Below are 19409 nucleotides of genomic sequence, written 5' to 3'. Positions count from 1 at the left end.
GTAGACACGGCCCAGCGGTGGCGACGATGGCCACCAGGGGGACCAGGCTCACTCCAGGGCCAGGCCCAGCTCGGCGAGCACCCGGTCGCTGACCACCGCGGAGCCGCCCACCACGTAGATGTTCGCGAGGGTGAGCCGGTCCAGCGCGACGGCCGTGGGTCCGGGCACGTTGGTGGCCCGGGTCAGCAGCAGGGGTGCCCCCTGCCGTCCGGCGCGGGCCGCGGCGACCAGGGCGTCGGGGTAGGCCGAGCCCGAGGTCACGTAGGCGCGGGTGGTGCCGGCGGGGTAGGACCGGGACACCGCCTGGGCCGTCTCGTAGCGGTCGCTGCCGTACACCCGGGTGAAGCCGCCGGTGTCGCTGTAGCTGCCGGCGGCCCGGGCGGTGGCGCTGGAGACCGCCGAGCCGCCCCCGAGCACGATCACCTGACCGGGGGACAGGCGCTCCAGCTGCTCCGCGATGACCGAAGGGAGAGAGGTCGGCCGGGTGAGCAGCAGGGGGGCTCCCTGGTGGGCGGCCAACGCGGCGCCGGCGAGGGCGTCGGGATAGTCCAGCCCGCTGGCCAGGTAGACCCGGGGGACGTCCGCCGGGTAGTGCGCGGCGATGGTGGCCGCGACGTGGTAGCGGTCGGCGCCGCCCAGCCGCTGGACCTCTCCGCTCGTCGCATAGGCCACCAGCTGGGAGCGCACCGCTTCGGAGACGGCCGCCGTTCCCCCGACCACGACGATGCGGCCGGGTCGGAGCCGCGTCAGCGCCTGCGCGGTCGCCGGCGACAGCGACGTGGGGTCGGTGATCAGCAGGGGGGCGTCGCGGACGCCGGTGCGGGCTGCCGCGGTGAGGGCGTCCGGGAAGTCGAGCCCCGAGGCGACGTAGGCCGTGGAGACGCCGGCCGGCCAGGCCTGCGAGACGGCGGCGCTGGTGGCGTAGCGGTTGGCGCCGGCGATGCGGGTGGCCGGTCGCACGGTGGGCTCGGCGACGACGGTGAACAGGTGCGACGACAGGCCGTTGCTGTAGGTGGGGTAGGGCCGGGCGAAGCGTAGGTCCGGTCCGGTGACGTCGCGGTAGGTGTAGCGGCCTGCCGTGTCGTAGCCCTCGACGCGCGCGCTCACGATGCGTCCGCCGAACGCGCCGAAACCGTCACGTCGCAGCACCTGCACCCGCTCCACCCACGCGATACCGAAGGTCGACTCCAGGGTCGTCACCGGCAGCTGGGCCGTCCAGGTGTACCTCCCGTTGGCGGCGACCCCGTCGTAGGCGTCCGGGTGGGCGGCGAGGTAGGGGTGTGCGGACGAGCCGGGTGCCGTGTGCCCGCCCGAGGAGGAGGAGAACATCGTCGTCGCCAGGGCTCGCCCGCTGCCGAACAGGTAGGTGAGGACCTGGCCCGACGTCGCCGTCACCGCTGCGTCGGTGCTGGCGTACTCGTACGAGGTGATCCCGCCGCCACTGGTCCGCACCCCTCGGCCGCGGTAGACCTGGCAGGCCACGGTGTCGCAGGTGTCGTAGACCGCGGTGCCGCCGACGCCGCGGGCGGCATACGTGCGCGCAGCCACGCTCTGGGCGCGCAGGGCCGCGGAATGGAAGGCGATCGGCATCTCGGAGGGGACGACCGAGCGCAGGTAGGACTGCATCGGCACCCGGTTGACCGTCTGCAGGGTGGAGGTGCCGGTATGCACCGCGGTGAGCACGCCGCGGTAGATCCGCCGCGAGCCGTCGGGCAGGAAGAGGTCCACGGTGCCCTCGCTCGGGGAGCTGAAGGTCAGCGGGCAGGAGCGGGTCAACCCCGAGGGCCAGGTCGTCGACCAGGTGCCGTCGACCCGGCCCTGCAGCGTGCAGCTGCTCGGCGAGGTGCCGGTCGCCGTCACGCGCCACTGGTCGCGCCCGGCCGGCAGGGCATACGTCGTGGAGCTGGTCGCGGCGTTGCCGATCCGCAGGCCGGTGCGGTGCGAGACGCGGGTGACGCCGTCGTCGTCGACGGTGATCCCGACCCGGAGGGGACCGAAGGTGAGGGTGTCCAGGCGGGTTCCGGGGTAGTAGTAGCCGAGGATCTGGTCGTGGCCGAGCCCGGCCAGGCCGGCGCCGTGCGCGCCGTACTGGGACATCCCGATGCCGTGGCCGAACCCGCGACCGCTGATCGTGTATGCGCCGTCCATCGGTCGGCGGTACACCTCGGCTCCCGGCTGCGGGGGCGGGAGCTGTGCGGGGACGGCCACCTCCGCCGCTGCCGCCGCCTTCGGGGGGCCGGGCGCCGGGCTCTGCGCGAGGGACTGGCCCCCGGCGAGCGCCAGCAGGCACACGACCACCATCGCGCTGATCCAGAACCGTCGAAGGAGCATCACGGACCCCTCGTCCTCACGGTGACCTCGGTGTCGCCGATCTCTCAGTGTGGCACCGCGCGGCGTCGCCGCGCAGGTTTCTGTTCGCCGGATCTCACGGTGCGACGCGACCTCACGGGTCGGCGGTCACCGACAGCAGGTCACCGACCTGGCACCCGAGCACATCGCAGATCGCGGTGAGGGTGGAGAAGCGGATCGCCCTGGCCCGGTCGTTCTTGAGCACCGAGATGTTGACCGGGGTGACGCCGACGGCCTCGGCCAGCGCGGCGACCGTCATCCCGCGGGCGGCGAGCAGCTCGTCGAGGTGGCAGACGACGCGGTGCGCGTCCTCCGCCGGCATCAGACGAGCCCGTCCACATCGGCTGTGAGGCGGGTGCCGGTGGCGAAGGCCTGGGCCAGCGCCGCGACGAGCAGTCCGGCGACGACCCACGCGGGGGTGAAGGTGAACATGAACTGCGGCGCATCCCGTGCAGCCAGGATCTCGGCGCGAGCGATGCCCTCCAGCAGCGAGACGACCAGGGGCACCACGATGAGCAGCACCGCCACGATCCGCAGGCGCGCGGTGTTCGACCGGCCGAACGGCTCGCCCCGTCCCAGGTCGCCGAGCAGGCGCGCGAGCAGTACCGCCCCCCACACGATCGCTGCCAGCATGAGCAGCGTCGGCAGGAGCAGGAGCGCGAAGTGTGCTGCCGAGACGTCCTGCACGAGCAGATGGACCTCCGGGGTGGAGACGACGCGCCCGGTGCCGGCGGCGTCGTCCGGCACGTCGACGAGCACCCCGGTGAGGGTGACCTGGCGGCGCAGCGCCCAGTCGACGCTGATGAAGAGGGCGTAGGCCGAGGACACCCCGACCAGAGCCCAGAGAAGGACGGAGGTGACGATGCGGTCGGACCGGCCGAACGTCATACCGATGCGGGGGCGTGATGCTGAGGACATGGTCTGCTCCTAGGTCGGTGCGTGCCTGTGCGGATGCATCGTTTCTCGATAGTATCGTAAAACGATGTGCGTTGCACCGACCGCCCGCCTACCCTGGGCAGATGACAGACCCGACCTGGATCACCACCCCGATCACCGAGGGCCTCGTGCGCGGTGCGGCCGAGCTGGAGCAGACCGAGCACGGGGTCCTCGTGCACCGGCTGCCGGCGTGGGCGCGGCAGCAGTGGGTGGACCCGCAGCTGACCATGGTCGAGTCGCAGCCGTCGGGGGTGCGCATCGCGTTCCGGTCGAGCGCGACCGTGATCGAGGTGGACGTGCTCCGCTCCCGGATGAGGTATGCCGGTCTGCCGCCGCGCCCGGACGGGGTGCTCGAGCTCGCCGTCGACGGACAGGTCGTGGACCACGCCGTCACGGCCGGAGGGGTCGAGACGACCGTCGACCTGGCGACCGGGGACATCAGCCGGCAGGTCGGCCAGCCCTCGACGGCGCGGTTCGCCGGGCTTGGGGAGGCGATGAAGGACGTCGAGGTGTGGCTGCCGCACAACGAGAGCGTCGAGGTCGGCGCGCTGCGCACCGACGCCCCCGTCGAGGAGCAGGGCCCGACCGTGCGCCGGGTATGGCTGCACCACGGCAGCTCGATCAGCCACGGGTCGAACGCCACCCGGCCGACCGGGATCTGGCCGGTCGCTGCCGCCCGTTCCAGCGATGTGGACCTGGTGAACCTGGGCCTGGGCGGCAGCGCCCTGCTCGACCCGTTCACCGCTCGGACGATGCGGGACACCGCCGCCGACGTCATCAGCGTGAAGATCGGCATCAACCTGGTGAACGCCGACCTGATGCGGATGCGCGGGTTCGGGCCCGCGGTGCACGGCTTCCTCGACACCGTGCGTGAGGGCCACCCGAACTCTCCGCTGCTCGTCGTCTCGCCGATCTACTGCGAGATCCACGAGTACACCCCGGGGCCGGGGGCGTTCGACCCCGAGGCCGCGGGGCGCGGGGAGATCCGGTTCATCGCGACCGGGGACCCCGCCGAGGGCGTGGCCGGGCGGTTGACCCTGAGGACGATCCGGGAGGCGCTGGCCGAGATCGTGAAACAACGACAAGCGGCGGACCCGCACCTGTTCTACCTGGACGGGCGCGAGCTCTACTCCGAGAGCGACGCCGCCGAGCACCCACTGCCGGACGCCCTGCATCCGGACGCGGAGACGCACCGGCTGATCGGGGAGCGCTTCGCGCGGCTCGCCTTCGGGGCGGGTGGGTCGTTGGCGTGAGGCCGGGGACGGCCGGGCATACCCGAGTCGCGGTGGGCTGGTGCGGGTCGCTAGCACCTGCGGCACCGCCCCGACCTGGCTAGGGTGAAAAGCGGTATCGATACGTATCGTCGCCGCAGTCGGTGATCGGGTGCCGAGGCTGGTGCCTGATCCCGGTCATTCAATTCTGAGGAGGAAGCATGGCGGATCCACAGGAAGAGCAGAGTCAGCAGGAGGGCCCCGCGGACGGTGGTGCGACCGGCACCCCGGGCGTCAGCGACGGCGGAGCGGACGGCGGCGCCGACTCGGGCGCTGAAGGCCCCGCGGACGGCGGCGCAGCCGGCACCCCCGGCGTCAGCGACGGCGGAGCCGACGGTGGAGCTGAAGGCCCCGCGGACGGCGGCGCAGCCGGCACCCCCGGCGTCAGCGACGGCGGAGCCGATGGTGGCGCCGACTCCGGAGCCGAGGAGCAGGGCGCCTGAGTGAGCGCCACCTCCACCCCCTCTCAGGACCCCGGCGAGCAGGACCGCGCCGGGGTCCTGGACGGGCGCCTCATCGGCATCGGACGTGAGGAGTTCGCTCGCGACGTCTGGGGTCGCACCGCGCTGCTGACGCAGGGCGCCAGCGACTTCTCCGACCTGTTCTCCGCCGATGCCGTCGACGAGCTGATCTCGCGCCGCGGACTGCGCACGCCGTTCCTGCGCGTCGCCAAAGACGGCGCCACGGCTGCCGACTCGACCTTCACCTCGCCCGCCGGCGTGGGCGCCACCATCTCGGACCAGCTCGACGACACCGCCCTGTGGCGCGCGTTCGCCGACGGCGCCACCCTGGTCCTGCAGGCTCTGCACCGCACCTGGGAGCCGGTCGCGGAGTTCAGCAGCCGGTTGAGCGGCGAGCTCGGCCATCCGGTGCAGGCCAACGCCTACATCACCCCGCCCCAGAACCGTGGGTTCGACGACCACTACGACGTCCATGACGTCTTCGTCCTGCAGATCGCGGGGACCAAACGCTGGATCATCCACGAGCCCGTCCATCCGGACCCCCTGCGTGACCAGCCGTGGACCGACCGCAGGTCCGCCGTCTCCGAGGCCGCGGCGGGGGACGCCTACCTCGATGTCGTGCTGGAACCCGGTGATGCCCTCTACCTGCCACGAGGCTGGCTGCACGCCGCCCAGGCGCAGGGGGCGGTCTCCATCCACCTCACGCTCGGCGTCCACACCTGGACCCGCCACGGCCTGGCTGAGCAGCTCGCCGAGGCCGCGCTGCGGCTGTTGCGGGACGACCCGAGCATGCGCTCGACGCTGCCTTTGGGCGTCGACGGCCCGAGCAGCGAGATGGACCTCATCCGTGGACGTCTCACCGCCGCCATCACCGAGGCCGATCCCACCCCCCTGTTCCACCGCACCCGGCGAGGGCAGGGACGTCCGTCGCCGCTCGGGCCGCTGGCCCAGCTCGCGGCCGTCGACGCACTTGGCCCGGAGACCGCGGTGCGCCTTCGCGGCGCGCTCGAGGCACGGCTGGAGGGCTCTCGCCTCTTCACGCGCGTGGGCTGGCTCGACCTCGCGCCGGCCGACCTGCCCGCCGTCAGCCGTCTGCTCGACGGGACGGTGCATACCGCGGACGACCTCGGGGTCGAGCTGGCGGAACGACTGCTGCGCGCCGGGGTCATCCTGCCCGCCGAGCAGTGACGCGGTGGCGATGAGCGGCCCGGACCGCTTCTTCTGCGCCGACAGCGCCCGGGTGCGCGGCGATCCCATGGCCGGGACGGCGCCGCGCGGCTTCGTGTGGGTCCTCATCGAGTACCACGGCGGGTGGCCGATCAACGGATTCGAGGGTCTGGACCTCGACCCGACGACCAAGGCACTGGTCTTCTCCGCGGCACAGGCAGCACGGGCGCGCATCCTCCTGGTGAGGCGCCACGGCCGCCGGAACCACGACGCCCCTACGCGGTGGGCAGTCTTACGTCACGGTGACGCCGGCGCCGGTCGGCAGTCCTGGGGAACGTGGACCCGTGACGAGGATCTGGCGGAGATCGCCGCGGCCCTCGACGTCCCCGGAGAGCTCGGCCATCCACCGGTCATCCTGGTCTGCGCGCACGGGCAGCACGACACCTGCTGCGCCGTGCGTGGACGACCGGTGGCCAGCGCGCTCAGCCAGCGGTGGCCCGAGCTGGTCTGGGAGTGCACGCACGTCGGCGGTGACCGGTTCGCCGCCAACGTCTTCGTCGCCCCCGACGGGGTCTACTACGGAGGGCTCGACGCCGAGTCCTCCGTGAGCACACTGGAGGCGCACCTGGCCGACCGGGTTGAGTCCGAGCATCTGCGTGGGTACACGGACCTCTTCCCGCCACAGCAGGCCGCCCTCGCGGCCGTGCTCCACCGCTTCGGCCCGGCCGGCCGCGACGACTACACGGTCGCTGAGACCGTCCGCGACGGGGACCGCTGGCGCATCGTCTTCACCGGCAGCCCACCTCACCCGGACCGTGTCCAGGTCGAGCTTCAGGCCCACCGTGCTCCTCCGTGCCAGCTCACGTGCCGCGGGCCGGCGACGAACTCGGCCGTCGTCTACGAGCCCACGTCGGTCAGGGCCGTCTCCTGACGGTGGGAAGAGCCTCTGACCTTCGGGGCGGAGGGAACGTCCCCGGACGACGCACGTGTGAGCCCTGAGTGTGGACCTCAGGTCCGGGTCGCCATCCGTGCCGACAACCGAGTCGTGCCCAGGAAGCCCCATACCAGCACCACGAGGACGACCGCCCCGATCTGCCACCACGCCGACAGCACGTCGGCGCCCGCGTCCGGCTGGAGGTCCGCCCCGGCCGCGATCAGGGCGACGACCAGGGCCAGCGGCGCACCGGCCACCAGGACCGCTGCTCGCAGCACGCCCAGACCGACCGCCGGCATACGGCTCCCTCCGGCCAGCCACGACCGCACAGCGGTACGTCGGAGCACCGACAGCCAGACGGCCACGGCCAGAACGGACGCCGCGGTCACCGAGCCGACCAGGTACGGGGATCCGGGGCCGTCCGCCGTGCGCGCCACCACGCTGCTAGGCAGCAGCTCGAGCAGGCTTCGAAGGGGGCCGGCGATGACGGTCCACCACGAGGTGACCGTCACCAACGACACGACCGGTGCCGCCAGCACGGCCAGGACCAGCAGGGACGACAGCACGCACCCGAAGGTGGAGACGTCCTCCCTGCCTGAGCTCGAGCTCAACATGTCCTTGGCGCACTGCACGCAGGTGGTGGCACCGGGGTACGGATCCGGGTTGGGCGTCTTGCAGTGGGGGCAGAAGTACGTCATGGCTGGGCTCCCGAGAACATGGTCCAACCGGGATCAAGGCCGGTGGCCGCCCGCGGAGGAGCAGCGCCGGTCCGCCTCAGCATGCCGACCATCTCGCAGAGAGTCAATGGCTTCGCGCAGCTGAAGGACATCCCCCCGTGCTCGAGCCAAGTGGGCCGGTGACAGCTCAGGCCGCACTGCCCGTAGTTCCTCGACGAGGACGACGTGCGTCAACAGCCGACTGCATCGGGTGTCACCTGTTGGCGCTGCCGTCCTGCTCGTCTCGCTCGACGTTCACTCGCGCGTGGCAATGGCGGTGCGTCGCAGCAAGATCGCGATGACCCTGGAGCTCTACTCCCGGGTCTCGTCTCACGCCACGCGCTAGGCACTGCGCCGGCTCGGCGGATGGCTGGGTGATGAGACGTCCCCGTCGGCACACGGCGGCCGGTCCGTCGAGTGTCAGCGCAGGTGGCTGGCCCCGTTGAGGTCGAGGACCGCGCCCGAGGCCCACTCCGCCCGCGGGTCGGCCAGGGCGAGCACGGCATCGGCGACCTCGTGGGGCTGGGCGACCCTGCCGAACGGGCTCTGCTCCCGGGTGGCCGCTGCCTGGTCTCCTGTCAGTGCGTACCCGGCCATCTCGGTCTCGATGAAACCCGGTGCTACCGAGGTCACCGCGATCCCGTGCCGACCCAGACGCAGCGCCATCGACTGGCCGAAAGAGTGCAGGCCGGCCTTGCTCGCGCCGTAGGCCGGGATGTCCGGTTCACCCCGGTAGGCGCCGCGGCTGCCGACGTTGACGATCCGCCCGACGGGGACGCCGTCCGCGGGCGGCACGTCGATCATGTGACGGGCCACCTGCCACGTCAGATGGGCCGGGCCGAGCAGGTTGGTCTCCAGGGTGCGCCGCCAGATCTGCACCCACTCGGGGTAGGAGGTCTCCTCCAGCGGGTGGTCGCCGCGCCGGCCCCTGCCCTCCCACGGGGCGGTGAGCATCGCCGCGTTGTTGACCAGGACGTCGACCCGGCCCAGTGCCCCGATCGCGTCGGTCGCCAGCCGCTCGACGGCGTCCGGGTCGGCCAGGTCTGCCTGGACGACGGCATGCCCGTGGCCCGGGAGGGAGCGGCATACCTCATGCGCCGCTACCTCGCTGCCCAGGTAGTGGACGACGACCCGGTCGCCTCGCGCCGCGAAGGCGCGGGCCACCGCGGCCCCCACACCCCGGGAGGAGCCGGTGACCAGGACGCCGCGGGAGGGATGGGAGCTCATGCGTCCATCCTGTCATCCCTCCTGGGGGCGACTGCAGTACTTTCCTGAGGTACCGGACATGAAAGAAGGCCCCTCCCGCATACCGGGAAGGGCCTCTGACCTGCGGTGGAGCCAAGGGGACTCGAACCCCTAACCCCCTGCTTGCAAAGCAGGTGCGCTACCAATTGCGCCATGGCCCCTGGAGGTATGCACCACCCGGGTCAGACCCGGAGGGTCACCGCCCGGGCTGGTTCGGGACGTCGTCCGTGGCCTCGGCCCAGAGCTCGCGCTCGGCCTGCTGGTCCTGGGCCCGCTTGTAGGCGACCAGCCCTGCCGCCGCGGCGGCGAGGAAGAGAAGGCGCTTCATCGTCGGGCACTCCCTAGATCGAGGACGAACACGAACCGTGCGGGTGGGCCTAACTGGACTTGAACCAGTGACCTCTGTCTTATCAGGACAGCGCTCTAACCGACTGAGCTATAGGCCCGCTCCGCGTGCGACGCACGCGACGACCGAGAATACCCCACCCTCGCGGGAGCCGCCAAAATGCCCAGGGCACCCCTCGCTTGCCGTAGTACCCCTTGCACGCTCTGTAGCACTCCTACTACATTGCCTCCATGACCTCGGGACTGCCTCCCCACCTCGGCGACGACACCGTCATCCGCTGCCGCGACCTCACCATGAGCTACGGCACCCACCTGGTCCTGGACGGCATCGACCTGGACATCGCCCGCGGCGAGGTCGTGGCCCTGCTCGGCCCCAACGGCGCCGGCAAGACCACCACCGTGGAGATCCTCGAAGGCTTCCGGCGGCCCTCCGGGGGACAGGTCCGCGTGCTGGACCAGGACCCCGCCACCGCCCCCGAGAGCTGGCGGGCCCGGGTCGGGGTGGTGCTGCAGAGCTGGCGCGACCACGGCACCTGGCGGGTGCGCGAGCTGCTGGAGGTCATCAGCGGCTACTACCTGCCCTACAGCGATGACCAGGTCACCCGCCCGTGGCCGATCGATGAGCTGCTGGAGCGGGTGGGTCTGGGTCAACACGCCGGGCAACGCATCGACAAGCTCTCCGGTGGTCAGCGCCGGCGGCTCGACGTCGCGGTGGGCCTCGTCGGCCGACCCGAGGTGCTCTTCCTCGACGAGCCCTCCACCGGTCTCGACCCGGCCGGGCGGCGAGACGTGCACGAGCTGGTCTCCGACCTGGCCGACCTGGACACCACCATCCTGATCACCACTCACGACCTCGCCGAGGCGGAGAAGGTCGCCGACCGGCTGCTGATCCTCGCCGACGGCTCCCTGGTCGCCAACGGCACCCCCGACGCGCTGCGCCACCAGCTGTCCCGCTCCACCGAGGTGCGGCTGCGCGACCGGCGCACCGGAGAGGTGAGCGTGCACGCGGCCCCGGACCCCACGGCATACCTGACCGAGATGCTCACCCGCCGCCCCGGCGAGGTGGAGGTGCTCGAGGTGCGCGCCGCCTCGCTCGAGGACGCCTACATCGAGATCGTCCGCCGGGCCGAGTCCGGCGAGCCCACCCGCGACCCCGTCACCAGCCTGCAGGAGCAGCCATGAGTCGATCCGGAGTTCCGCTGGCCGTGGTGACAGCGGCCCGACGGCAGGCGCGCACCACGCTGATCCGCAAGTACACCTCCGTCGGGGGGATCGGGACGGTCGGCTTCGCGCTCTTCATGCTGGGCGTCATCTGGCTGCTCCGCGACGTGGAGTTCCAGCAGGGGCAGGTCGCCGCCAGCGTCTACCTGATGGGCGGCTTCCTCGCCTTCGGTGTCGTCGCGGCGGCAGTCATCGGCGTCGCGAGCGAGCTCCAGTACGAGCGTGACGACGGCACCCTGCTGCGCGCCAAGGCGGTCCCGCACGGCATGACCGGTCACCTGGTCGCCAAGCTGATGGCCGCTCCGCTGGACGCCATGGTGCCGTTGCTGCCCGCGGTGCTCGGTGTCTCGCTGCTGCTCCCCGGGGTGATGCCGGACTCCCTCGGCGGCTGGCTGCTGCTGGTCCTGGTGTTCCTGCTCTCGGTCGCCGCGATGCTGCCGTGGGGCGCCGTGCTCGGCTCGGTGTTCCGGACCATGCTCGGTCTGGGCTTCGCGATGATGGGCGTGTATGCCCTCGCCGCCCTGTCCGGCGTCTTCTACCCGATCGCGAGCTGGCCGGCCCCGATCCAGGCGATCGCGCAGGCGACCCCGCTCTACTGGATCGGGCACGCCGTGCGCTCGGTGCTGCTGCCGGCCGAGGCCGCAGCCGGGGAGATCGGCGGCGAGTTCCGGCTCGTGCTGGCGCTGATGGTACTGCTCGGGTGGGCGGTCGTCGGCCTGCTCCTGGCACCGGTCCTGCTGCGCCGGATGGCGCGTCGGCAGTCCGGCAGCGCCGTCGCCGCCGCCCGCGACCGGGTGCTGAGCAAGGGCTACTGAGGGTGGGGGACGAGGCGGCAGGGGTCTACAACCGGATCGCCGTGCTGCGGGTGGAGCGCGGGATCAGCCGACGGCAGCTGGCGAGCGCCCTGGGCGTGCACTACCAAACAGTGGGCTACCTGGAGCGCGGCGAGTACAGCCCGTCTCTGCAGGTGGCCCTGCAGATCGCCGAGTTCTTCGAGGTCCCGGTTGAGACCGTGTTCTCCCGGTCACCGTTCCCCCGGATCGGGGCCGACTGAGGAGAGCACAACGCTCGCCCGGTCAGAACAGAACGCTCGCCCAGTCAGAACACAACGCTCGCCCGGTCGGGAACGGGTCACTCGTCGGAGAGGGTCACCTGGGCGCCGCCCACCAGGGCGGCGCAGATGTTGTAGAGGAACGCCGACAGGGTCGCCAGCGCCGTCAGCAGGAAGACGTTGAGGACGCCCAGCACCGCGGTCAGCGCGACCACCCGGCCGAAGCCCAGGTAGTCGGACAGGTCGAACGACGGACCGCCGGTCTCACCGCTGGTGACCTGGCCGAGGAAGTCGTTGAGGGTCGAGAAGACGTTCATCCCGGACAGCACGGTCCACAGCACGGCGATCATCACCACGCCGGAGATCCCCAGCGCCACCGACACCAGGAAGCTGATCTTCAGCACCGACCAGGGGTCGATCCGCTGGGCGGTGAGCCGCACCCGGCGGGGGCCCCCACGCCGCGGCGCCGGACGGGAGGGTGAGCGGTTGCCGGAGGTCCGGGCCTGGCTGCCCGCCGGTGCCTCCCGCGACCCGCGGGGCGGCTGCTGACCGCGGCCCGCGGTCGCGCCGGCCGCGGAGCCGGAGGCCAGCCCTGCGGTCGCGCCACGCAACGCCCGCGCCTTGCGCGCGGCCAGGTCACGACCCTGCGCGGTGCGGGCCATCGCGCTGTCCTTCATCGACGGCCGTGAGCTCGACGACTCCTCGGGCGCGGACGCACCGGACGACGACGCGGTCGTCCCGGACTCCTCCGTGGAGGTGGACGGCGACGAGGACCCCGAGTTCTCGGGCGTGGTGCTCATGCGTCGTCTCCCTCGGTGGTCTGCACCTCATCCACCGGCGGGTCGCCGGCCGACTCCGCCGACGGTACGTCATCGCTCTGGTCCTCGGCTGGACGCTCGCCGTCGACGGCCTCGACCAGCTCCTCCTCGGCCGCCGACTCGGCGTTGCGGGCCACCGCCACGATCGCGTCGTTCTTGGCCGGGCGGGCGAAGATCACGCCCTGGGTGTCACGCCCGGTCACCCGGACCCCGTTCTCGCCGCCGACCGCGGAGCGGACCACGTTGCCCCGCTCGGTGAGCACCAGCACCTCGTCGGTCTCGTCCACGGTGAGGGCCCCGACCACGCAGCCCGCCTTGTCGGTGGCCTTGGCGACCTTGATGCCCAGTCCGCCACGTCCCTGCAGCCGGTACTGCGAGACCGGGGTGCGCTTGGCCATCCCCGTCTCGAAGACGACGAAGACGAAGGGGTCGGTGCCCTCGGCGACGACCTGCATCGCCAGCAGGTGGTCGTCTCCGCGGAACTTCATCCCGGTGACACCGGATGTCGCCCGCCCCATCGGGCGCAGCGTGTCGTCGGCCGCCGGGAAGCGCACCGACTGACCCTGGCTGGAGACCAGCAGCACGTCGTCCGCGCCGAAGGCGAGTGCCGCCCCCACCAGCTCGTCGCCGTCGCGCAGGTTGACCGCGATCAGGCCGCCGGAGCGGGGGGAGTCGTAGTCGGTGAGCCGCGACTTCTTGACCAGCCCGTTGCGGGTGGCCAGGAGCAGGTACGGCGCCTGCTCGTAGTCGCGCAGCGGCAGCACCGAGCGGATCTTCTCGTCCGGCTGGAAGGCCATCAGGTTGGCCACGTGCTGACCCTTGCCGGTCGGGCCGGACTCGGGGAACTCGTAGGCCTTGGCCCGGTACACCCGACCCTGGTCGGTGAAGAACAGCATCCAGTGGTGGGTGCTGGTGACGAAGAAGTGCTGCACCACGTCGTCCGCACGCAGCGACGTGCCACGGCGGCCCTTGCCGCCCCGGTTCTGCGCGCGGTACTCGCGCACCGGGGTCCGCTTGACGTACCCGCCGCGGCTGATGGTGACGACCACCGACTCCTCGGTGATCAGGTCCTCCATCGACATGTCCCCGTCGAAGGGCACGATCGTGGTGCGCCGGTCGTCGCCGAACTTGTCGACGATCTCGGACAGCTCGCTGGAGATGATCGAGCGCTGCCGCTCGGGCCTCGCGAGGATGTCCTCGTAGTCCTTGATCATCGTCTCGAGCTCGTCGTGCTCGTCGACGATCTTCTGCCGCTCGAGCGCGGCGAGGCGCCGCAGCTGCATCTCCAGGATCGCCCGCGCCTGCAGGTCGTCGATCCCGAGCAGCTCCATCAGGCCACCCCGGGCCTCCTCCGCCGACGGGCTGCGCCGGATCAGCGCGATGACCTCGTCCAGCTGGTCGAGCGCCTTGAGCAGGCCCCGGAAGACGTGGATCTTGTCCTCCGCCTCCCGCAGCCGGTGCTGGGTGCGTCGGACGATGACCTCGACCTGGTGGTCCACCCAGTGCCGGATGAACGCCGAGATGGGCAGGGTGCGCGGCACCCCGTCCACCAGCGCCAGCATGTTGGCGCCGAAGGAGGTCTGCAGCTGGGTGTGCTTGTAGAGGTTGTTCAGGACCACCTTGGCGACCGCGTCGCGCTTGAGCACGACCACCAGCCGCTGGCCGGTCCGCCCCGAGGTCTCGTCCCGCAGGTCGGCGATGCCGCCGATCTTGCCGTCCTTGACCAGGTCGGCGATCTTCTTGGCCAGGCTGTCCGGGTTCACCTGGTAGGGCAGCTGGCTGGCGACCAGGCAGGTGCGGCCCTGGATCTCCTCCACCTCGACCACGGCCCGCATGATGATCGAGCCACGGCCGGTGCGGTAGGCGTCCTCGATGCCCTTCTTGCCCATGATCAGCGCACCGGTCGGGAAGTCCGGGCCGGGGATGATCTCGAGCAGCTTGGCGAGGAGTTCCTCGCGGCTGGCCTCCGGGTGCTCCAGCAGCCACTGGGCCCCGCTGGCGACCTCCCGCAGGTTGTGCGGCGGGATCTGGGTCGCCATCCCGACCGCGATCCCGGCTGAGCCGTTGACCAGCAGGTTCGGGAAGCGGGAGGGCAGGACAGCAGGCTCCAACGTCTTGCCGTCGTAGTTGTCGACCATGTCGACGGTGCCCTCGCGGATGTCCCGGACCATCTCCATGGCCAGCGGGTGCATCCGGCACTCGGTGTACCGCGGTGCCGCGGCCGGGTCGTCACCCGGGGTGCCGAAGTTGCCCTGGCCCTGGATGAGCGGGTGCCGCATCGACCAGTCCTGCACCAGGCGGACCAGGGCGTCGTAGATCGCGCCGTCACCGTGCGGGTGGTAGTTGCCCATCACGTCGCCGACGACGCGCGCGCACTTGTTGAAGCCCCGGTCGGGACGGTACCCACCGTCATACATCGCGTAGAGCACGCGGCGGTGCACCGGCTTGAGGCCGTCGCGCACGTCCGGCAGGGCCCGCGCCACGATCACGCTCATCGCGTACTCGATGTAGCTGCGCTGCATCTCGGCGTTGATGTCGATCGGCTCGATCCGGTCACCGCCGGAGTTCACCGCCGCCTCGAGCGCCTCGTCGGCCGCCGCGACCGCGTGGCTCGCGTCCGGGATCTCGGGCAGGTCGGGGGTCATGTTGTCGTCAGCCATGGTTCCCTTTGCTCAGTTCAGGTATGCCGTCAGATGTCCAGGAAACGCACGTCGCGTGCGTTGCGCTGGATGAAGGCGCGCCGGCTCTCGACGTCCTCGCCCATGAGCACCGCGAAGATCTCGTCCGCCTTGGCGGCGTCGTCCACAGAGACCTGGAGCAGGATGCGGGAGTCCGGGTTCATCGTGGTCTCCCAGAGCTCGTTGTAGTCCATCTCGCCCAGACCCTTGTAGCGCTGCATACCGGTGTCCTTGGGCAGCCGCCAGCCCTTGCTCAGCCCCTCGTTGACCAGGACGTCGCGCTCCCGGTCGGTGAAGGCGAACTGGTGCTCGGCGTTGGTCCACTTCACCCGGTACAGCGGCGGCTGGGCCAGGTAGACGTAGCCGGCCTCGATCAACGGCTTCATGAACCGGAAGAGCAGCGTCAGCAGCAGGGTCCGGATGTGCAGCCCGTCCACGTCGGCATCGGCCATCAGCACGATCTTGTGGTACCGCGCCTTGGCGATGTCGAACTCCTCGCCGATGCCGGTGCCGAAGCCGCTGATCAGGGCCTGTACCTCCTGGTTGCCCAGGATGCGGTCGATCCGCGCCTTCTCGACGTTGAGGATCTTGCCGCGGATCGGCAGGATCGCCTGGTTGTGCGGGTTGCGGCCCCGCACCGCCGAGCCGCCGGCCGAGTCACCCTCGACGATGAACACCTCGGAGATGGTCGGGTCGTTGGACTGGCAGTCGCGCAGCTTGCCGGGCAGCCCGCCGGACTCCAGCAGACCCTTGCGCCGGGTGGCGTCACGCGCCTTGCGGGCCGCGATCCGGGCGGTGGCCGCCTGGAGGGCCTTGCCGACGATCTCCTTGCCCTCGCGGGGGTGGGCCCGCAGCCAGTGCCCGAACTCCTCGTACATGGCGGTCTGCACGAAGCCCCGCACCTCGGAGTTGCCCAGCTTGGTCTTCGTCTGGCCCTCGAACTGCGGCTCCCCGAGCTTGACCGAGATGACCGCGGTCAACCCCTCGCGGATGTCGTCACCGGTGAGGTTGACGTCCTTCTCGCGGAGCAGCTTCTGCTCGCGGGCGAAGTCGTTGACCAGCCGGGTCAGCGCGGAGCGGAAGCCCTCCTCGTGGGTGCCCCCCTCGTGCGTGTTGATCGCGTTGGCGTAGGTGTGGACGGCCTCGGTGTAGGCGGTGGTCCACTGCATGGCGACCTCGAGCGAGAGCATCCGCTCGGTGTCGTGGTTCTCGAAGGCCACCACCTCGTCGTGCACCGGCTCGCTGCGCTTGGACCGGTTCAGGTAGGTCACGTAGTCGAGCAGGCCGTTGTCGTAGCGGTAGCTGATGGTCCGCGGCTTCTGCTCGCGGGTGCCCCCCTCGGCGCCCGACCCGGCGTCCTCGGTGGCCACGTTGTCACCGTCGTCGCCGTCGAGCTCCTCGTCCAGGGCGTCGACGTCGACCGGCTCGCTCTCCCGCGGGCGCTCGTCGGTCAGCGTGATGGTCAGGCCCTTGTTCAGGAAGGCCATCTGCTGGAACCGGGCCCGGATGGTCTCGAAGTCGAAGACGATCGCGTCGAAGATGTCGGCGCTGGGCCAGAAGGTGATCATGGTCCCGGTCGGTCGTGGGTCCTCCGCCCCGATCTCCTCGTCCTTCGACAGCGGGGCCTGCGGCACCCCCAGGTGGTAGGTCTGCCGGAAGACGTGCCCCAGCTGACGGACCTCGACGTCCAGCACGCTGGAGAGTGCGTTGACGACCGACGAGCCGACCCCGTGCAGCCCACCGGAGACCTTGTAACCGCCGCCGCCGAACTTGCCCCCCGCGTGCAGCTGGGTCATCACCAGCTCGATCGCCGGCTTCTTCTCCACCGGGTGGATGCCGGTCGGGATCCCCCGGCCGTTGTCCACGACCCGGCAGCCGCCGTCGGCCAGCAGGGTGACGTCGATGTGGTCCGCATGACCGGCGAGCGCCTCGTCGACGGAGTTGTCCACGATCTCCCACACGAGGTGGTGCAGCCCCCGCTCACCGGTGGAGCCGATGTACATCCCGGGGCGCTTGCGCACCGCCTCCAGGCCCTCCAGCACGGTGATCGCGGAGGCGTCGTAGGCCGGCGCCGTGGCCAGCGACTCCGGTGCCCCCTCTTCGGCGGGGACCTCCGGCAGCTCAGGCATCGCTGCCTGGGCGTCCGCGGTGCCGTGGTGCGGGGCGGTCGATCCGTCGTCTGCTCCCACAGTGCTCAAGGGGGCTCCTCACAAGGATGGTCAAAGACGACTCAGTCTACCCCGGTGACCGCCGGAATCCGACTTTTTCCACACCCGATCTGCTCATCCGAGGCCCGCTAGGGCCACTGAGAGCGACGCGACCCCGGATCAGGACTCCCCCCTCATGCGCGGCGGTGCCTCCTGCCGAAGCCGCTCTGCGTCGTCCCCGCCCTCTCGGCTCAGCCGTAGGTGTCCCGCGGCCCCCGGCCCCCGGAGGAGAGCGGACCCTTGCGCCAGTGCGGCCCGGCCGGTCCCTGCACCACGATCTCGGTCACCACGCCCTCGCCGACCTGCTCCTCGATCCGGCTCAGCACGGTCGAGGCCAGCAGCCGCATCTGGGTCGCCCAGGCGCTGGAGCGCCCCCGGACAGTGAGCACGGTGCCCTCGAAGGCGACCACCTCCACGTTGGCGGCCACCTGCTCACCGACGATCCCCGGCCACCGGCCGACCACCTGGCCGACCTGGACGTCCGCCGCCCAGCCCCGGTTGGTGACCAGCCGGTCCATCTCCTGCCCGAGCGGCTGCGGGTCCCGGCGGCTCTTCGGGTCCACCACCCCGGGGTGGGCGTCGCGCCGCTTCCGGGCGGCGGGGGACCCCGGTCGCAGGCCCTTGCCCCGGGCGATGCTGCGGGCCCGGTCCAGCGCTTCGTGCGCCGCGTCCAGCGGGTCGACCTCGGGCTGCTCCGGCGGGGTCGACCCCTCCGGCTGCCCCGGCTGCCCCGGCTGCTCCGGGTCAGGCACGGCGGACCACCTCGCCGAGCGTGACGTCCAGCACCTGCCCCTGCGCCCCCAGCAACCGGTCCGGGACGTCCTCGTGCACGGCGGCGGTGACCAGCACCTGCTCGCAGTCGGCGACCAGCTCGGCCAGCCGTTCGCGGCGCCCGGAGTCCAGCTCGGCGAAGACGTCGTCCAGCACCAGCACCGGGTCGGTGCCCAGGTCGTGCCGGAGCAGGTGGAAGCCGGCCAGCCGCAGCCCCAGGGCCAGGCTCCAGGACTCGCCGTGGCTGGCATACCCCTTGGCCGGCAGGTCCCCGAGGGTGACCAGCAGGTCGTCCCGGTGCGGGCCGACCAGGCATACCCCCCGCTCCTGCTCCTGGGTCCGCACCGCCTCGATCGAGGACAGGATCGCCGTCCGCAGCTGCTCCTGCTCAGGTACCTCGCCGGCCTCGACGGCGGTCGCCTCCGCCGACCCCGGGGCCAGGCTGCTGCGGTAGGTGACCTGCGCCGGGGTCTCGCTGTCGCTGATGGTCCGGTACGCCTCCTGCAGGTAGGGACGCAGATCACGCAGCAGCCGGAGCCGGGCGTAGAGCAGGGCCGCACCGATCTGGGCCAGCTGCTCGTCGAAGACCTCCAGCGTCGCCAGGGCCCCGGCGCGGGCCTCCTCCAACGTCTGCCCGGCGGTCAGCTGCGGCCCGGACCGTCCTGATCCGCCCGAGCGTCCCGCCCGGGAGGGTGCGCGCCACAGGTGGGACGCCTGCTTGAGCAGCGCCCCCCGCTGCCGCAGCGCCTTGTCGTAGTCGGCCCGGACCGCGGACCACCGCGGCTGACGGGCGACCAGCAGGTCGTCCAGGAACCGGCGCCGCTCCGAGGGGTCCCCCTTGACCAGGGCCAGGTCCTCAGGTGCGAAGAGCACGCTGCGCAACGTCCCCAGCACGTCCCGCTGGCGGGTCATGGGGGAACGGTTGAGCCGGGCCTTGTTGGCTCTGCCCGGCACGATCTCGAGCTCCACCAGCGACTCGTGGCCCTGGTGCACCACGGTGGCCCGGACGATCGCCGAGTCCGCACCGGCCCGCACCAGCGGCCCGTCCTGGGCGACCCGGTGGCTGCCCAGGGTCGCCACGTAGCCCGCCGCCTCCACCAGGTTCGTCTTGCCCTGCCCGTTGCGGCCGAGCAGCACGGTGACCCCAGGGGCCAGGTCGACCTCGGCGTGCGGGTAGCTGCGGAAGTCGGTCAGGCTCAGGTGCCGGAGGTGCACGGGCTCACTACGGGTACCTCCGGC

Annotated in this window: 18 protein-coding genes and 2 tRNA genes; 7 read left to right on the top strand and 13 right to left on the bottom strand. The window is 71.6% G+C overall.

Features of this window, described 5'->3' with window-relative positions:
• Positions 1-48 precede the first annotated feature (48 nt).
• The 3 genes from ACI3EY_RS01130 to ACI3EY_RS01120 form a co-directional block, all read right to left on the bottom strand.
• On the bottom strand, positions 49-2331 hold the full coding sequence (locus ACI3EY_RS01130) for a cell wall-binding repeat-containing protein (protein ID WP_405039123.1): 2283 nt from the start codon (positions 2329-2331) through the stop codon (positions 49-51).
• 112 nt (positions 2332-2443) lie between these two features.
• Positions 2444-2671 carry a helix-turn-helix domain-containing protein gene (locus ACI3EY_RS01125; RefSeq protein ID WP_405038444.1) on the bottom strand — a complete coding sequence of 76 codons (228 nt, stop codon included), beginning with the start codon at positions 2669-2671 and terminating at the stop codon, positions 2444-2446.
• Positions 2671-3267, bottom strand: a complete 597-nt coding sequence (locus ACI3EY_RS01120; protein ID WP_405039122.1) for a DUF2975 domain-containing protein — start codon at positions 3265-3267, stop codon at positions 2671-2673. The genes ACI3EY_RS01125 and ACI3EY_RS01120 overlap by 1 nt, the downstream gene beginning before the upstream one ends.
• 101 nt (positions 3268-3368) lie before the next feature.
• Between ACI3EY_RS01120 and ACI3EY_RS01115 the strand changes: the two genes are divergently transcribed.
• The 4 genes from ACI3EY_RS01115 (at position 3369) to ACI3EY_RS01100 (ending at position 7115) form a co-directional block, all read left to right on the top strand.
• Positions 3369-4538, top strand: coding sequence for an SGNH/GDSL hydrolase family protein (locus tag ACI3EY_RS01115; protein WP_405039121.1), 1170 nt, complete (start codon positions 3369-3371; stop codon positions 4536-4538).
• 179 nt (positions 4539-4717) lie between these two features.
• Positions 4718-4999, top strand: coding sequence for a BatC protein (locus ACI3EY_RS01110; protein ID WP_405039120.1), 282 nt, complete (start codon positions 4718-4720; stop codon positions 4997-4999).
• Complete coding sequence (locus ACI3EY_RS01105) at positions 5000-6205, top strand: cupin domain-containing protein (RefSeq protein ID WP_405039119.1); 1206 nt, start codon at positions 5000-5002, stop codon at positions 6203-6205.
• Positions 6206-6215: 10 nt separating this feature from the next.
• Positions 6216-7115 (top strand): sucrase ferredoxin, encoded by a 900-nt coding sequence (locus tag ACI3EY_RS01100; protein WP_405039118.1) that lies wholly within the window; start codon positions 6216-6218, stop codon positions 7113-7115.
• Positions 7116-7192: 77 nt separating this feature from the next.
• On the opposite strand, the gene ACI3EY_RS01095 is transcribed toward ACI3EY_RS01100, so the two are convergent.
• The 5 genes from ACI3EY_RS01095 to ACI3EY_RS01075 all read right to left on the bottom strand — a co-directional run bounded on the left by ACI3EY_RS01095 (position 7193) and on the right by ACI3EY_RS01075 (position 9525).
• Entirely contained in the window at positions 7193-7816 is a 624-nt protein-coding gene (locus ACI3EY_RS01095; RefSeq protein WP_405039117.1) for a hypothetical protein, read from the bottom strand.
• Positions 7817-8254: 438 nt separating this feature from the next.
• On the bottom strand, positions 8255-9061 hold the full coding sequence (locus ACI3EY_RS01090) for an SDR family NAD(P)-dependent oxidoreductase (protein WP_405039116.1): 807 nt from the start codon (positions 9059-9061) through the stop codon (positions 8255-8257).
• Between the two features lie 106 nt (positions 9062-9167).
• Positions 9168-9240 (bottom strand) — tRNA-Ala (locus tag ACI3EY_RS01085).
• Between the two features lie 35 nt (positions 9241-9275).
• Positions 9276-9407: a DLW-39 family protein gene (locus ACI3EY_RS01080; protein ID WP_405037023.1), complete on the bottom strand. Its 132-nt coding sequence runs from the start codon at positions 9405-9407 to the stop codon at positions 9276-9278.
• Positions 9408-9451: 44 nt separating this feature from the next.
• A tRNA-Ile gene (locus ACI3EY_RS01075) sits at positions 9452-9525 on the bottom strand.
• Between the two features lie 130 nt (positions 9526-9655).
• Here ACI3EY_RS01075 and ACI3EY_RS01070 point away from each other — a divergent pair.
• The 3 genes from ACI3EY_RS01070 to ACI3EY_RS01060 are packed head-to-tail and all read left to right on the top strand — an operon-like array spanning position 9656 to position 11699.
• A complete protein-coding gene (locus ACI3EY_RS01070; RefSeq protein ID WP_405039115.1) occupies positions 9656-10606 on the top strand; it encodes an ABC transporter ATP-binding protein in 951 nt (316 codons plus the stop codon).
• Positions 10603-11460, top strand: coding sequence for an ABC transporter permease (locus ACI3EY_RS01065; protein WP_405039114.1), 858 nt, complete (start codon positions 10603-10605; stop codon positions 11458-11460). Before ACI3EY_RS01070 ends, ACI3EY_RS01065 begins: the two co-directional genes overlap by 4 nt.
• Before the next feature lie 2 nt (positions 11461-11462).
• Positions 11463-11699 (top strand): helix-turn-helix transcriptional regulator, encoded by a 237-nt coding sequence (locus ACI3EY_RS01060; protein ID WP_405039113.1) that lies wholly within the window; start codon positions 11463-11465, stop codon positions 11697-11699.
• Between the two features lie 77 nt (positions 11700-11776).
• Here the strand turns inward: ACI3EY_RS01060 and ACI3EY_RS01055 are convergent, their stop codons facing one another.
• From ACI3EY_RS01055 to ACI3EY_RS01035, 5 genes are all read right to left on the bottom strand, one after another.
• Positions 11777-12496 (bottom strand): DUF3566 domain-containing protein, encoded by a 720-nt coding sequence (locus tag ACI3EY_RS01055; protein WP_405039112.1) that lies wholly within the window; start codon positions 12494-12496, stop codon positions 11777-11779.
• On the bottom strand, positions 12493-15174 hold the full coding sequence (gene gyrA, locus ACI3EY_RS01050) for a DNA gyrase subunit A (RefSeq protein WP_405039111.1): 2682 nt from the start codon (positions 15172-15174) through the stop codon (positions 12493-12495). The genes ACI3EY_RS01055 and gyrA overlap by 4 nt, the downstream gene beginning before the upstream one ends.
• Before the next feature lie 29 nt (positions 15175-15203).
• A complete protein-coding gene (gene gyrB / locus ACI3EY_RS01045) occupies positions 15204-17321 on the bottom strand; it encodes a DNA topoisomerase (ATP-hydrolyzing) subunit B (RefSeq protein WP_405039540.1) in 2118 nt (705 codons plus the stop codon).
• A gap of 269 nt (positions 17322-17590) precedes the next feature.
• A complete protein-coding gene (locus ACI3EY_RS01040; protein ID WP_405039110.1) occupies positions 17591-18151 on the bottom strand; it encodes a DciA family protein in 561 nt (186 codons plus the stop codon).
• Entirely contained in the window at positions 18144-19385 is a 1242-nt protein-coding gene (locus tag ACI3EY_RS01035; RefSeq protein WP_405039109.1) for a DNA replication/repair protein RecF, read from the bottom strand. The genes ACI3EY_RS01040 and ACI3EY_RS01035 overlap by 8 nt, the downstream gene beginning before the upstream one ends.
• Positions 19386-19409: the final 24 nt, after the last annotated feature.

It is taken from the genome of Serinicoccus shuyuelongi (assembly GCF_045032955.1).
GTDB lineage: Bacteria > Actinomycetota > Actinomycetes > Actinomycetales > Dermatophilaceae > Ornithinicoccus.
Note: the sequence above shows the minus strand (reverse complement) of the source record. Positions and strands in the feature narration are given on the sequence as shown.

Coding starts and splice junctions, on each gene's coding strand:
- ACI3EY_RS01130 (WP_405039123.1), bottom strand. CDS start 2,331: ATGCTCCTTCGACGGTTCTGGATCAGCGCGATGGTGGTCGTGTGCCTG.
- ACI3EY_RS01125 (WP_405038444.1), bottom strand. CDS start 2,671: ATGCCGGCGGAGGACGCGCACCGCGTCGTCTGCCACCTCGACGAGCTG.
- ACI3EY_RS01120 (WP_405039122.1), bottom strand. CDS start 3,267: ATGTCCTCAGCATCACGCCCCCGCATCGGTATGACGTTCGGCCGGTCC.
- ACI3EY_RS01115 (WP_405039121.1), top strand. CDS start 3,369: ATGACAGACCCGACCTGGATCACCACCCCGATCACCGAGGGCCTCGTG.
- ACI3EY_RS01110 (WP_405039120.1), top strand. CDS start 4,718: ATGGCGGATCCACAGGAAGAGCAGAGTCAGCAGGAGGGCCCCGCGGAC.
- ACI3EY_RS01100 (WP_405039118.1), top strand. CDS start 6,216: ATGAGCGGCCCGGACCGCTTCTTCTGCGCCGACAGCGCCCGGGTGCGC.
- ACI3EY_RS01095 (WP_405039117.1), bottom strand. CDS start 7,816: ATGACGTACTTCTGCCCCCACTGCAAGACGCCCAACCCGGATCCGTAC.
- ACI3EY_RS01090 (WP_405039116.1), bottom strand. CDS start 9,061: ATGAGCTCCCATCCCTCCCGCGGCGTCCTGGTCACCGGCTCCTCCCGG.
- ACI3EY_RS01080 (WP_405037023.1), bottom strand. CDS start 9,407: ATGAAGCGCCTTCTCTTCCTCGCCGCCGCGGCGGCAGGGCTGGTCGCC.
- ACI3EY_RS01070 (WP_405039115.1), top strand. CDS start 9,656: ATGACCTCGGGACTGCCTCCCCACCTCGGCGACGACACCGTCATCCGC.
- ACI3EY_RS01065 (WP_405039114.1), top strand. CDS start 10,603: ATGAGTCGATCCGGAGTTCCGCTGGCCGTGGTGACAGCGGCCCGACGG.
- ACI3EY_RS01055 (WP_405039112.1), bottom strand. CDS start 12,496: ATGAGCACCACGCCCGAGAACTCGGGGTCCTCGTCGCCGTCCACCTCC.
- gyrA (WP_405039111.1), bottom strand. CDS start 15,174: ATGGCTGACGACAACATGACCCCCGACCTGCCCGAGATCCCGGACGCG.
- gyrB (WP_405039540.1), bottom strand. CDS start 17,321: ATGCCTGAGCTGCCGGAGGTCCCCGCCGAAGAGGGGGCACCGGAGTCG.